General features: G+C 64.2%; 12 protein-coding genes. 7 read left to right on the top strand and 5 right to left on the bottom strand.

Going from position 1 to position 12,498, the window contains the following annotated elements; genetic code table 11:
• Positions 1 to 11: 11 nt before the first annotated feature.
• The 4 genes from HV765_RS23490 to HV765_RS23475 all read right to left on the bottom strand — a co-directional run bounded on the left by HV765_RS23490 (position 12) and on the right by HV765_RS23475 (position 4,950).
• Entirely contained in the window at positions 12 to 1,412 is a 1,401-nt protein-coding gene (locus tag HV765_RS23490) for an MmgE/PrpD family protein (protein ID WP_175171150.1), read from the bottom strand.
• Between the two features lie 12 nt (positions 1,413 to 1,424).
• The gene (locus HV765_RS23485) at positions 1,425 to 2,432 is read right to left on the bottom strand and encodes a Bug family tripartite tricarboxylate transporter substrate binding protein (RefSeq protein ID WP_175171149.1); all 1,008 of its coding nucleotides are present in this window, start codon (positions 2,430 to 2,432) and stop codon (positions 1,425 to 1,427) included.
• Positions 2,433 to 2,602: 170 nt separating this feature from the next.
• Positions 2,603 to 3,937 (bottom strand): MmgE/PrpD family protein, encoded by a 1,335-nt coding sequence (locus HV765_RS23480; protein WP_175171148.1) that lies wholly within the window; start codon positions 3,935 to 3,937, stop codon positions 2,603 to 2,605.
• A 149-nt stretch (positions 3,938 to 4,086) separates the two neighbouring features.
• A complete protein-coding gene (locus tag HV765_RS23475; RefSeq protein WP_175171147.1) occupies positions 4,087 to 4,950 on the bottom strand; it encodes a LysR substrate-binding domain-containing protein in 864 nt (287 codons plus the stop codon).
• Positions 4,951 to 5,119: 169 nt separating this feature from the next.
• On the opposite strand from HV765_RS23475, the gene HV765_RS23470 reads away from it, so the two are divergent.
• From HV765_RS23470 to HV765_RS23440, 7 genes are read left to right on the top strand one after another with little or no spacing between them, the layout of a single operon-like run.
• Entirely contained in the window at positions 5,120 to 6,091 is a 972-nt protein-coding gene (locus HV765_RS23470) for a tripartite tricarboxylate transporter substrate binding protein (protein ID WP_175171146.1), read from the top strand.
• A 13-nt stretch (positions 6,092 to 6,104) separates the two neighbouring features.
• Entirely contained in the window at positions 6,105 to 6,674 is a 570-nt protein-coding gene (locus tag HV765_RS23465; protein ID WP_175171145.1) for a carboxymuconolactone decarboxylase family protein, read from the top strand.
• Positions 6,675 to 6,707: 33 nt separating this feature from the next.
• Positions 6,708 to 7,508, top strand: coding sequence for an SDR family NAD(P)-dependent oxidoreductase (locus tag HV765_RS23460; RefSeq protein WP_175171144.1), 801 nt, complete (start codon positions 6,708 to 6,710; stop codon positions 7,506 to 7,508).
• A gap of 51 nt (positions 7,509 to 7,559) precedes the next feature.
• Positions 7,560 to 8,564: a Bug family tripartite tricarboxylate transporter substrate binding protein gene (locus HV765_RS23455; protein WP_175171143.1), complete on the top strand. Its 1,005-nt coding sequence runs from the start codon at positions 7,560 to 7,562 to the stop codon at positions 8,562 to 8,564.
• A 13-nt stretch (positions 8,565 to 8,577) separates the two neighbouring features.
• Positions 8,578 to 9,387 carry an amidohydrolase family protein gene (locus HV765_RS23450; protein ID WP_175171142.1) on the top strand — a complete coding sequence of 270 codons (810 nt, stop codon included), beginning with the start codon at positions 8,578 to 8,580 and terminating at the stop codon, positions 9,385 to 9,387.
• 29 nt (positions 9,388 to 9,416) lie between these two features.
• Complete coding sequence (locus tag HV765_RS23445) at positions 9,417 to 10,355, top strand: SMP-30/gluconolactonase/LRE family protein (RefSeq protein ID WP_175171141.1); 939 nt, start codon at positions 9,417 to 9,419, stop codon at positions 10,353 to 10,355.
• Between the two features lie 28 nt (positions 10,356 to 10,383).
• Positions 10,384 to 11,352, top strand: coding sequence for a Bug family tripartite tricarboxylate transporter substrate binding protein (locus tag HV765_RS23440; RefSeq protein WP_175171140.1), 969 nt, complete (start codon positions 10,384 to 10,386; stop codon positions 11,350 to 11,352).
• Positions 11,353 to 11,425: 73 nt separating this feature from the next.
• On the opposite strand, the gene HV765_RS23435 is transcribed toward HV765_RS23440, so the two are convergent.
• Positions 11,426 to 12,418: a Bug family tripartite tricarboxylate transporter substrate binding protein gene (locus HV765_RS23435; protein ID WP_175171139.1), complete on the bottom strand. Its 993-nt coding sequence runs from the start codon at positions 12,416 to 12,418 to the stop codon at positions 11,426 to 11,428.
• Between the last annotated feature and the right edge of the window lie 80 nt (positions 12,419 to 12,498).

Here is a 12,498-nt window from a genome sequence, read left to right as displayed (position 1 = left end):
GCGCGCCGCCGCTACGCAATTTGGCGAACCGGCCGCGCCGGTTCCGCCACGTCGTGGATCGTGGCGTTGGCTAGCAGCTCGCGGATGGGCGTTTCGCCCAGCGAGTTGAACGATCCGCGCAATCTCGCCGCATCGTTCGCGCCCAACAATGGCGTCAGAAGGGTATGGGCCTTGGCCTGTATCGCCTCGCCACGCGACGCGTTGGCCGCAGACCCGGACGGATTCAACACCGCGTGGCGCTTCCATTCGCCATCCGGGCGCTGCACCTCGACCCAGCCGCAAAAGTTGCGCGGGTAAAGCGCGTCCAGGTCCTTGTCGTGGACCAGCTCCAGTTGCCCGGCAAGCGTGACGACATCCTCCGACTGCATCCTGCCCGCTTCGAACTGTTCGGGCAGCACTGCACCGTCCAGCAGCGCCACCGCCACGCTGTATCGGCCGCTCATCTGCGCATTCAGCGCACTGCCCGGCAGATAGTCGTAACCGCACTGCACCCGAACCACCTCGGGCATGCCCACGCGCACGCGGCCGCCCGGCCTCCAGTGGGGCCGCAGTGCGATCGCAGCGTCCACATGTGCATGCACGCTGCCGCAGCACGCATAAGGTTTGAAGTTGGTCTCTGGAGCGTGCCAATGCACGCCCAGGCGATCGGTCAGCGCCGATTCATCCGGATCTTCTGAAAATGCGCGCAGCCATCCTCCATCTTCCGCCTCGAACAGCTGGGTGGGGCCGCTCAAGCCCAGGCTCGCCAGTTCCGCCGCCATCACGCCGGCATGCGCCGCGCGCCCCGGGTGAAAGCGTTTGGAAGACGCGCCGTCTGCCGTAAAGGCAAACAGCCCGCCCGACTGCGTCCCAGCCAAGCCCAAGGCCCAACTGGTGCGCTCCGCGTCCAGCCCCAGCATCACGGACGCTGCCGCCGCTGCGCCCAAAGGACCGCACACGGCGGTCAGGTGCCAACCGTGCAGCCGCGCCAACGCGGGCTTAAGCGCCAGCGAACTTCGGATGATGATCTCGTAACCCGCTGCCAGTGCGGTCTCGACGCGTTCGGGCGTGGCGTCCAGGCTTTCAGCCAGCGCAAACACCGTGGGCACCACCACCGCACCCAGATGCACCTTGGCGTTGTGGAAGTCATCCAACTCGAACGCATGGGCGGCCGCGCCGTTCACCATGGCGGCGTCCGACGCGCGCAAGCGTCCCGTGGACTCCCCCCAAATTCGCGACGGCCCCTGCAAGCTGGAGCCGGGCGCCAACGCCCATGACCGGATGGCCTGCGTCCACGGCTGCGCGCCGCCTACCATTGCGCACGCGAACGTATCTAGAGCCAGCAAACGCAAGGCACGGCGCACGTCCTCTGGCACGTCATCGCGCCGCAAACCGGAAATCCACTGCGCAAGCGCCTTCGTGGTTGTCGTCATCACGGCTTCTCCTTAAAACGCCACGCGAATATTTGCGTCCGCGACAATGCCTTTGACCTTCTCGATGTCTTTGCGGATCACGTCTGCGAAGGCGGCCGGCGTCGACGGCACAGTGACAAACGACAATTCCTGGAATCGTGCTTGCAAGGCGGTATTGGTTTTCACGGCCTCGACTTCCTGCGCCAGCCGCTGCACGACCGGCTCGGGCATGCCAGCCGGCCCCCACACGCCGTACCACGACAACAGTTCGAAGCCGGGCAGACCGCTTTCCGCAACGGTGGGCACATCCGGCATTTGCGGTAGACGCTCTGCGCTGGTCACCGCCAGCGGCCGTAGCTTGCCGGATTTGACGTGGGGATAGACGCCGGGCATGGGCGACACAGCGGCGGACACGTGGCCGCCCATCACGTCCGTCAGCTGCGGCGCGGCGCCCTTGTACGAGATGATGTCCATGTCCAGCTTCAGCCCGTGCTTGATGAGCTCTTCGGCCAGATGGCCCGACGTGCCGTAGCCAGACGTCGCCCAGGTGTATTTGTTCTTCCCGCCTTTAACCAGCGACGAGAATTCGCGCAAGTCCTTGGCGGGTATGCCGGGATGCGTCACCACCAGCAAGGGCACGTACCCGACCTGCGAGATGGCGGTGAAATCCTTCTCGGCGTCATAGGTGGCGCGGCCCATCACCAAGGGCATTTCCACTTGGCTCGACGCGTTGAACAGCAAGGTGTAGCCATCGGGCGCAGAGCGCGCGACGTATTCAGAGCCGATCAGTCCCGACGCGCCTGCGCGGTTCTCGACGATGATGTTCTGGCCCAGCCTGGCCTGCAATTGTTCGGCCACCAGGCGCGCCATTGTATCGATTGATCCGCCGGGGGTGTACGGCACCACCAGCGTGATCGCCTTCTGCTTCGGATACGCCGTATCGGCCCATGCTGTAGCGGGAAGCGCAGCCGCGCCAGATGCGATCAGTGCGGCTAACGGCAGGCTTGCGCGCAGGAACGCGCGTCGTTGATTGGACTTCATGTTGTCTCCAGCCAGGGATGTCGAGTTCATCCGCAGCGCACGCCGCGCTTTCAGGGTTGCGCGTGCCGGCTGCGAATGGCGCGGACGTTCTGTCGCGTCCGTGCAAGCACTCTATCTTTGCGGCTTCAAGACGGTCCAATATCGATTTCGACCAACAGTTATATGTCTGACTACGCCATGTTGCGCAGGTCGGCGCGCTGATCGATACGCCAAAGCTCCGCCAGCTTTTCCTTTGCCGCCGCAGCACCCAGGCATGGGGTGGCAAGCTCGATGAACTTTGACTCAAGCTCAGCATCGCTCAACGGATCTTCCGGATCGCCCTTGCGGTTTGCCTGGAAGTGCGTGCGCCGTTCTCCGGATGTGAATGCAATGTCGATCCGAGCGGACCGGTTCGCCGGGAATGCGGCGTCGATATCGGGGTCCGCATGCACATCGATACGGTCGATCAGCGCGCCGAGCACGGGGTCGTGGACACGTTCATCGTCATAGGCGTTCAAGCGGACGCTGCCGTGAAGCAAGGCATGCGCCACTACGTAGCGCAGGCTGAAGCGGGCTTCGTTGGAGCTTGCCGGCTTGCCATAGCAGGCGATGTCCAACGCGGGACGATAGGTGTAGACATGGATTCGGCTGGCGTCCCCGAGCTTGAAGCCCGCCCCCTCGCGCAGCGCAAGCGCGGCATCGATGGCCGCGAAGGTATGGCCGCAACCCACATGATTCTTGAACGTCAGCCGGGTAATGTGAAAGTCCTTGCCCAAGGTGTCGCCCACGCCATCCCACGTGGGGCCATCGCTCATGGCTTGCCCCAGCCCCCCTTTTCCGTCCAGCATGTCCCAAGCCCCCGTCAGCCCGCGCCGCGCCGCCTTCGCGGCCAGCACCCCGGCTTCGGCCGCCCGCGCGGCATGCAGCGGTTTGGACATGGAGTCGCTGCGAAAGGCTTGCTGCAAGCCGGCCGCAAAGGTGGCGGCGGTGCCCAGGGCATGCGCGAATTGCGCCGGGTTCAGGCCATAGGCGGAACCCGCCGCAGCCGCCGCGCCGAACGTGCCCACCGTGCCGGTGCTATGCCAGTACTGATAGTGCGCGCGGCCCAGCACCACGCCGATGCGGGTAGACACTTCGTAGCCCGTCACGATGGCCTTCAACAGCCGCGCCCCGCTCAAGCCTTGTTCCTGGCAGGCGGCAAGCGCCGCGGCGATGGTTGCGGCCCCCGGGTGGTACATGGCGTCGCGATAGCTGTCGTCCAGTTCGGCGGCATGCGCGGCCGCCCCATTGATCAGCGCCGCCGAGCGCGCCGTCGCCTGCCCCCCCGCCACCAGATCGGCCGCGTCGCAGGCGGGTTCGTCCAGCACCAACGAACGCAGTATTGCCACGGCGGGGTCAGACGCGCCGGGATAGGCCGCAGCATACCAATCGACAAGCGCGCGCTTGGCGTGCCGGCTGACCTCTGCGGACAGGGGTTCTTGTTGGATCTTGTCGGCAAAGGCGCTCAACACTTCGATGGCAGGCATGCGGCAGCTTCCACGTGACGTTCGGTTTTCTCTGAGGCATCTGGCTGGATAGCCAGGCCCTGCCGAGTCTAGGGTCGCCCACTGGGCCGCCGCAACGCGGCAATTCCACTTGATGGAATTGAGCGCGAGCCACGCGCAAGGCCCAGGCGCTAGTGTTCGCCGCCCAACAGGCTCAACACATGAGGCAAGAGCGGCAAGGTATTGGCGGGGTTCCATACTGCCGAGTACTCCGCTTCGACCACCAGGCCATCGATGTCCTTGAACACCACGCCCGGCACACCCGCGCGGGCGAATGACCGCGGCACGAGCGACACGCCGCGCCCCATGGCAACCAAGCTCACCACCGATACGAGGTGTTTGGCGTAATGCATGATCCTGGGGCTGAACCCGGCCTCCATGCAGGCGGCGATTGTCAGGTCATGAAAGCTTGGCCCGCTGTGCCGGGGAATGGCGACGAAGGCATCTTCAGCCAACTCTTCCAGCTTGACGCGCCGGCGTCGCGCCAACCGGTGCCCTTCGTCCAGCGCAATCACCAGCCCGACGCGGCCCACGGGTATCGACTTCATGTCGCCCACGCCCTGGGAAACCTGCGCAAAGCCGATGTCGATGCGGTCCTGCTCCAGCGCCTGTAGCTGCTCTGACGACCCCATTTCTTCCCAAACGCTTTCCAGGCCGGGCAGATCGCGTTCCAAGCCCAGCACCACTTCCCGGATATCCATGAACAGCACGGCCGCCACAAAGCCGATGCGCAAGCGCCCCGCATCGCCACGCTCGGCGCGCTGCACCGTGCGGATCGAGAGCTCGGTCTGCGCCAACAATCTGCGGGCTTCCTGCACCAGCGCCGTGCCGGCCACCGTCAGTTTGACGCTTCGTTTGTTGCGGTCAAAAAGGGTGACGCCCAGCCGTTCTTCCAACTGCTGGATGGCCTTGGTCAACGGCGGCTGGGAAATGAAAAAACGCGCGGCGGCCCGCCCGTAGTGAAGCTCTTCAGCAAGCGCAAGAAACATGCGCATCGACTTCAAATCCATGGAGCGGGACGTCAGAAAGGGGAAAGCGTGAATGGGACCGCCAAATTCAGTAATTCCGAATAAGAATTACTGACATCCGAAAAACATATTGGACGGCTATTACACAGAATAAGCAGAATCGCTCCATAGAACAATATTCATATCGGAGACTTTCATGCGCAGCCCCTACTTTCGATGGTTTGCCGCAGTTGGCGCTTGCGTGCTGGCCGCGGCCAGCGGGGTGGCGCAAGCCGATTACCCCGAACGCCCCATCCGCCTGATCGTGACGTTCGTCCCGGGCGGCGGCGCCGACTTGCTGGCGCGATATCTGGGCCAGGCCCTGACGGCGGAATTGAAGCAGACCGTCGTCGTGGAAAACCGGCCGGGTGCGGGCGGCATGATCGGCGTCGAGACCGGCCGCAACGCGCCCGCAGACGGCTACACGCTGACGCTGATTTCCTCCAGCTACACGGTCAACCCCAGCCTTTATCGGATGTCGTTCGACCCGGTTGCGGACATCACGCCCATCGTGCAGGTGTCGCGCGGCCCCTTGTTGGTGGTGGCCAGCCCCGGCTTCGCCCCCAATACCGTGCCCGAACTGATCGACTACGCCAAGAAGCATCCCGGCGCCATCAACTACGCGTCTTCGGGCCAGGGCAGCGTCATTCATCTGGCCAATGAAATGTTCAACCGCAAGGCGGGCGTCGAGATGACGCACATCCCCTACAAGGGCGGCGGCAACGCACAGAATGATCTGATGGCCGGCCAGGTCCAACTCTATTTCGCGGCCACCGCCAGCGCCCTGCCGCACGTAGCGTCCGGCAAGATGAAGGCGCTGGCCGTCACCACCGCAACGCGCATTGCCGCATTACCCAATGTGCCGACCATTGCCGAATCGGGTCTGCCTGGCTACGACGCCACGCTCTGGTACGGCTTGATCGGCCCCAAGAACCTGCCCGCCCCCATCGTTGAAAAACTCAACGCCGCCGTCAATCGCGCATTGCTGACCCCGGAAGCCCGGGAAAAGCTGTTGGCCGATGGCGCCGAACCGGCCGGCGGCACGCCCGCCGAATTCACCACCGCGATCCGCAACGAGATTTCCCAATGGGGCAAGGTGGTTCAGGACCTGGGCATCAAGCCCGAATAATTCAGGAGCAAGCATGGCACGCGTCAGCCCCCCGCAGGTTCAGGACATGTCCGCCGAACAAAAGCGTATTTACGACCTCATCGCCTCCGGCCCGCGCGGCCGCGTACGCGGCCCGCTGGCGGTATGGCTGCACCGGCCATCCATGGCCGAACCCGCGCAGGCGCTGGGCCAGTTCTGCCGCTACGACAGTTCGCTCTCCCCCCGCCTGTCCGAATTCGGAATTCTCGTGCTCGCGCGCTGGTGGGGGTCGGAATTCGAATGGTGGGCGCATAAGGCCATTGCGCTCAAGGCGGGCGTGTCCGAAGCGGTGATCGACGCGTTGCGCGATGGCAAGCCCATCCCGTTTGGGCAAGCCGATGAAGCCTTGATCCACGAGTTCCTGACGCAGCTGCACGAGACACGCCGCGTGTCTGACGACGTCTACGCACGCGCTGAAGCCATGTTTGGCCAGCACGGCGTCATCGATCTGGTGGCGCTGGCCGGTTACTACACCCTGATTTCAATGACGCTGAATGTCTTTCAGATCGACCCGCCCGAGGGCGAGCCGCACGAGCTGAAAGCCGCCGACAGCGTCACCCCTTAACACTGCATGTCATCAACAGATAGAGCGAAGATCATGAGCAAGAGGCTGGAAGGAAAAGTTGCGATCGTCACGGGCGCGGGTTGCGTCGGCCCGGGTTGGGGAAATGGACGCGCCGTCGCGGTGCGTTTCGCGCAGGAAGGCGCCAAGGTTTTCGCGGTGGACAAAAACGCGGACGCCATGGCTGAAACGCTGCTGCGAGCCCAGGACGCGGGCGGAGACATCACCGCCTGGACGGGTGACGCGACGGTCAGCGCCGACGTCCAGGCCATGGTGCAGGCTTGCGTCGAACGCTATGGCCGCGTCGACATCCTGGTCAACAACGTCGGGGGTTCCCGCCGCGGCGGGCCGGTGGACCTGTCCGAAGCGGACTGGGACGCGCAGATGGCCTTCAATCTGAAGAGCGTGTTCCTGGCCTGCAAACACGTCATCCCCGTCATGCAACGCCATGGTGGCGGCGCCATCGTGAACACCGCGTCCACCTCCGGCATACGCTGGACTGGCGCGGCGCAGGTCGGCTACGCCTCGGCCAAGGCCGGCATCATCCAGCTGTCGCGCGTCGTCGCCGTGGAATACGCCAAGCACAACATCCGCGTGAATACGGTGGTGCCGGGGCAGATGCACACCCCCATGGTCGAAGCGCGGCTGGCCGGACAGCGCGCAGGCGGCAACGTGGATGCCCTGCTGGCCGAACGTCAGGCCCGCATTCCCCTGGGCTTCATGGGAGACGGCACAGACACCGCGAATGCCGCGTTGTTCCTGGCCTCCGACGAAGCCCGGTTCGTGACCGGCACCGAGATCATCGTCGACGGCGGCATGAGCGTGCGCTGCGACTGACATCGCCCCTTGAAAAGAGAGAGGCGCACCAAGCGCCTCCCAGGAGACATCATGAATGATTCAACGCGGTTCTTTTCGTCCCAGCGCAGGCGCATCTTGCACACGCTGGCCGGTGCAGCGCTGTTGGCATGTGGCAGCGCTCCGGCGCTGGCGGGCGCCTATCCCGACAAGCCGATCCGGCTGATCGTCGCGTTCTCGCCGGGCGGGCCGACGGACGTGCTGGCGCGGCTCGTCGCCAAGCGCCTGGGCGATGGACTGGGCCAGCAGGTCGTGGTCGAGAACAAGCCCGGCGCGGGCGGCAACATCGCCGCCGAAATGGTCGCCAACGCGCCCGCCGATGGCTACACGTTGCTCTACAACAGTTCGTCCATTGCGATATCGCCGGCATTGTTCGCCAACGACAAGCTCGACCCGGGGAAGATCTTCACCCCCGTCGCGTCCGTAGCGAACGTACCCTTGGTGCTGATCGTGAACCCCGAAGTCTCCGCCAACACGGCTGTTGAATTCGTCAAGCTGCTCAAGGAAAAGCCCGGCAAGCTGAACATGGGTTCGTCCGGCAACGGCACCATTGATCATCTGACCAGCATTCTTTTCGCCCGCCAGACCGCAACCGACTTCGCGCACGTGCCCTACAAAGGCAATGCCGCGGCGCTTCCCGACCTGCTATCGGGCCGCATTGAATTCATGATGTCCGGCAGCCTGAATGCGTTTCTGCCGTATGTGAAGGAAGGCAAGTTGAAAGCGCTGGCCGTCACGACGGCAAAGCGCGTGTCGGTACTGCCAGAGGTTCCCACCCTGGCCGAGACCGTCGCCCCCGGTTTCGATTCCGGCACCTGGCAAGGCATTGTTGGCCCAGCCGGCATGCCCGCCGATGTGACCGCCCGCCTGAACCAGGCCGTCAACGACGCCATCAAAGACCCCACCCTCAAGGCCAGCCTGGACGCGCAGGGCGCCGAAGCCACGCCCGGCACGCCCGCCCAGTATGGCGACTTGATCAAGTCGGAATACCGGCGCTGGAGCGCCATCATCAAAGAAACCGGCGCCACCTCAAACTGAATCGAGCCCCCCCATGCCCCTAGCCCGTGAACGCTGGGATTGCCATACGCACATCTTTGGCCCCTGGAACGAATACCCGCTTGCCGAGCGCCCCACCTATGTTCCCGACGAAGCCCCCTTCCGGGCACTGGAAGCCTTGCATGCCGAATGCGGCATCACGCGCGGCGTCATCGTCCAGGCCACGCCTTATGGCGATGACCACCGCGCGTTGCTGGCGGCGCTGTCCGCCAGCCAAGGCGCGTATCGCGGCATTGCCGTCATCACGGAGAACACGCCCGAGGAAAGCCTGGCCCACATGCACCAGCACGGTGTGCGTGGCATACGCCTGGGGATGATGAAGCACCTGGCCGGCAAGCCGGATGTCTCGCGTATGGGCGAGCTGCTGGCGCGCATCAAGCCTTATGGCTGGCACGCGTTGGTGCATGCGGAGCTGGACGATGTGCTTGCCACCGTGCCCGCCCTGCTTCGGTATGACGTACCGCTCATCATCGACCACATGGCCCGCGCGCCCGTCGCACGCCCGCAGGAATGGCAGCCTCTGCTGGAACTGCTGCATCACCCCAGCCTCTGGATCAAGGTTTCGGGGGCTGACCGAGTGACGGATGGCGCGAACGGTTTCCAGGCCGCGCTGCCGCTGATGTCGGCGCTGATCCAGGGCGCGCCCACCCGGGCCATCTGGGGCAGTGATTGGCCGCACGTCAACATCCGCTACCCCCAGCCGCGCTTGCCCGACCTGCTTGCCCTGCTGCGGCGCGCCTGCGGTGAAGACCCGGCCGCGCTGGATGCCGTGCTGAACGGCAACCCCCGCCGGCTCTACGGCTAAGTCCATCCATCCCTTCTTGTGGAGGCCCTATGTGGGAACCCTCTCAGCGCTACCCCGACCCCGCCATTCGAACGCTGGCGCCCCAATTTGAGAAATACCATCTGCTGTCCGCCGCCGTGGAACGCTTGGCAACGGGCTGCCGCTGGGCCGAAGGCCCCGTATGGTTTGGAGATGGCCGCTACCTGCTGTGGAGCGATGTGCCCAACGACCGCATCCTGCGCTGGGACGAGATCAGCAATTCGGTCCACGCCTACCGCGCGCCATCCAACCATGCCAACGGCAACACGCGCGACCGCCAAGGCCGGTTGATCACCTGCGAACACCGCACCCGCCGCGTGACCCGCACCGAGCACGATGGACGCATCACCGTGCTGGCCGACAGCCACGCGGGCCGGCCGCTCAATTCACCGAACGATGTCGTGGTCAAGTCGGATGGCTCCATCTGGTTCACCGACCCGCCCTTCGGCATCGTCGGCCACTATCAAGGCGAACCTGCCCGCCAGGAACTGCCCGCAAACATCTACCGGATCGACGGTGCGTCGGGAGATCTCACCGTTGTCGCCGAAGGGGTGAACGGTCCTAATGGGCTGGCGTTCTCGCCCGATGAAAAGCTGCTGTATGTCATCGAATCGCGCGCGCGCCCGCGCAACATCCTGGTGTTTCAGGTTCAGGACGACGGCGTCACGCTGTCGCGGCCGGATGTGCTGTTGAACGCCGGTTCCGGAACGCCCGACGGCTTTCGCGTCGATGTCGACGGCAACCTTTGGTGCGGCTGGGGAATGGGCACCGAAGAACTCGACGGCGTGCGCATCTTTTCGCCCGACGGCGAAGCCATCGGACATATCGCCCTGCCCGAACGCTGCGCAAACCTGTGCTTTGGCGGCACGCACCGCAATCGCCTGTTCATGGCGTCATGCACATCCATTTACTCGCTATACGTCAACACCCAAGGAGCGCCCGGCGGTTGAATCGCCGGCTGCCAGGAGACCTCACACCATGAAAAATAGAATCCTCAGCACCTTTCTGGGCGGCGCGTTGGCGGCCGCATTCGCATTTGCCAGCGTCAGCATCGCCGCGCAGCCGACGCGCCTGGTCGTCGCCTTTCCGCCGGGCGGTCCCGCCGATTCCTTGGCGCGCATTCTGGCCAAGGAGCTGGAAACCGAGCTCAAGACGACCGTCATCGTTGAAAACAAGCCGGGCGCCAACGGCGCCATCGCCGCCAACTATGTGATGCGCAGCCCCGCAGACGGCAGCGTGCTGTTTCTGAGTTCGGCGGGCGCCATCGCGATCAACCCGTCTCTGTATCCCAGCCTGTCTTACAAGCCAACCGAAGACTTCACGCCGATTGCGCTGGTGGTGCATACGCCCGAAGTGCTGGTGGTGTCTCCCAAGAACCCGATCAAGACCGCGTCGGACTACGTCGCCGCAGCAGCCAAGCGTAGTGAACCCGCTACCCTGGCCTCGTCGGGCGTGGGCAGCATGCCGCACATGACCATCGAGCTGTTCAAGAACCAGACGAAGGTCGACTTCCTGCATGTGGCCTACAAGGGCGCCGCACCGGCCATCGCCGACACCATCGGCGGTCACGTCGAGGCATTTTTTGGGGATGTGTCGGGCTTGATGCCGTTCATCAATGACGGACAGCTCGTGGCGCTGGGCGTCGCGGCGCCGGCACGCTTGAAGTCCTTGCCCAACGTGCCCACGCTGGCAGAGCAAGGCATTCCGAACGTGGAAGCCAACAACTGGTACGGCGTGTTCGCGCCCAAGGGCACGTCGGCCGAAGTCGTGACCAAGCTGAACGAAGCCGTACGCAACAGCCTGAAGGCCAACGCGCTGATCGCCAATCTGGCCAGCCTGGGTGTGGAACCCAGCCCCTCGTCACCCGAAGCATTCCGCGATCTGGTGCAAAAAGACACCGCCAAATGGGCGGCGGTCATCAAGGCGGGCAACGTCAAAGCCGAATAAGGCCATCCCGCAAGCCCACATGCCGCGCGCCCCAATCGGGGCGCGCGTTGCATTCCAGCTGTACCGCCGGCGTTCAAGGGTTGTCGGTGATTCCCGCGTCCTTGATGATCTTGGTCCAGCGGCTCTCTTCCTGCTTCACGTATTCGCCCAACGCGGCAGGCGTCCCCACGCTGGCGACCAGGCCTTCCAGTTCCAGCGCCGCCTGGAAGTCGGGCTTGCCCGACACCTTTTTGATGGCCGCGTTCAACTGATCAATGACGGCAGTGGGCGTGCCTCGTGGGACAAACACGCCATACCAGCTGTCCACGAAGTATCCCGGCTCACCCGATTCGGCCACGGTGGGCACGCCCGGATACGACGGCGAACGGTCCTTCGTGGTGACGGCCAACGCGCGCAGCTGGCCGTTCTTTATTTGTCCGCTGACGCTGGCTGACGTCGAGAAAATCATGTCGATCTGCCCACCCATAAGGTCGTTGATCCCCGGGCCCGCGCCCTTGTAAGGCACATGCAGAATATCCACCTTGCCCAGGCTCTTGAACAGCTCGCCCGCCAGGTGCGCCGACGTGCCATTCCCGTACGAGCCAAAGGTCAGTTTCCCCGGGTTGGCGCGCGCATAGTTCAGGATTTCCTGAACGCTTTTGAACTTGGACTTCGGCGACACAACCAGCACATTGGGGGACTTCCCGATCAGCGCCACGGGCGCGAACGCCTCGTCGGTATCGTAGGGCAGCTTCTTGTGAATGGCCGGGTTCACCGCGTGAGCAAAGGTCGACATCAACAAGGTGTAGCCATCCGGCGGACTCTTGGCCACGTTCTCGGTGCCTATGATGGTGCTTCCGCCGGGGCGGTTCTCCACCACCACCGATTGGCCCAACTCATCCGAGAGCCCTTTGGCTAACTGACGCGCAACGATGTCAGTGCCGCCACCGGGCGTGAAGGGCACCACGATGCGCAACGGGCGCTCTGGAAAGGCGGCCCATGCCTGCGGCGCCGCAAGCGTACCCATCATCACCAAAGCAGCGCCCAGCGCCTTGACGCGTCGCGTCGCGATCTGGCTAGTTTTCATGCGTTGTCTCCTGATATTTCTTGCGCCTGTCTGATTGCGGCGCATGAGAAAAGTGTAGGAGCGGCAACCCTGCTTGCCAC

It is taken from the genome of Achromobacter kerstersii, from assembly GCF_902859595.1.
GTDB classification, from domain to species: Bacteria; Pseudomonadota; Gammaproteobacteria; order Burkholderiales; family Burkholderiaceae_B; genus Achromobacter; species Achromobacter kerstersii.
Note: the sequence above shows the minus strand (reverse complement) of the source record. Positions and strands in the feature narration are given on the sequence as shown.

Excerpts from the sequence above, each read along its gene's own strand:
- HV765_RS23480 (WP_175171148.1), bottom strand. The coding sequence starts at position 3,937 with ATGCCTGCCATCGAAGTGTTGAGCGCCTTTGCCGACAAGATCCAACAA.
- HV765_RS23455 (WP_175171143.1), top strand. The coding sequence starts at position 7,560 with ATGAATGATTCAACGCGGTTCTTTTCGTCCCAGCGCAGGCGCATCTTG.
- HV765_RS23450 (WP_175171142.1), top strand. The coding sequence starts at position 8,578 with ATGCCCCTAGCCCGTGAACGCTGGGATTGCCATACGCACATCTTTGGC.
- HV765_RS23475 (WP_175171147.1), bottom strand. The coding sequence starts at position 4,950 with ATGCGCATGTTTCTTGCGCTTGCTGAAGAGCTTCACTACGGGCGGGCC.
- HV765_RS23445 (WP_175171141.1), top strand. The coding sequence starts at position 9,417 with ATGTGGGAACCCTCTCAGCGCTACCCCGACCCCGCCATTCGAACGCTG.
- HV765_RS23490 (WP_175171150.1), bottom strand. The coding sequence starts at position 1,412 with ATGACGACAACCACGAAGGCGCTTGCGCAGTGGATTTCCGGTTTGCGG.
- HV765_RS23465 (WP_175171145.1), top strand. The coding sequence starts at position 6,105 with ATGGCACGCGTCAGCCCCCCGCAGGTTCAGGACATGTCCGCCGAACAA.
- HV765_RS23460 (WP_175171144.1), top strand. The coding sequence starts at position 6,708 with ATGAGCAAGAGGCTGGAAGGAAAAGTTGCGATCGTCACGGGCGCGGGT.
- HV765_RS23440 (WP_175171140.1), top strand. The coding sequence starts at position 10,384 with ATGAAAAATAGAATCCTCAGCACCTTTCTGGGCGGCGCGTTGGCGGCC.
- HV765_RS23485 (WP_175171149.1), bottom strand. The coding sequence starts at position 2,432 with ATGAAGTCCAATCAACGACGCGCGTTCCTGCGCGCAAGCCTGCCGTTA.
- HV765_RS23435 (WP_175171139.1), bottom strand. The coding sequence starts at position 12,418 with ATGAAAACTAGCCAGATCGCGACGCGACGCGTCAAGGCGCTGGGCGCT.
- HV765_RS23470 (WP_175171146.1), top strand. The coding sequence starts at position 5,120 with ATGCGCAGCCCCTACTTTCGATGGTTTGCCGCAGTTGGCGCTTGCGTG.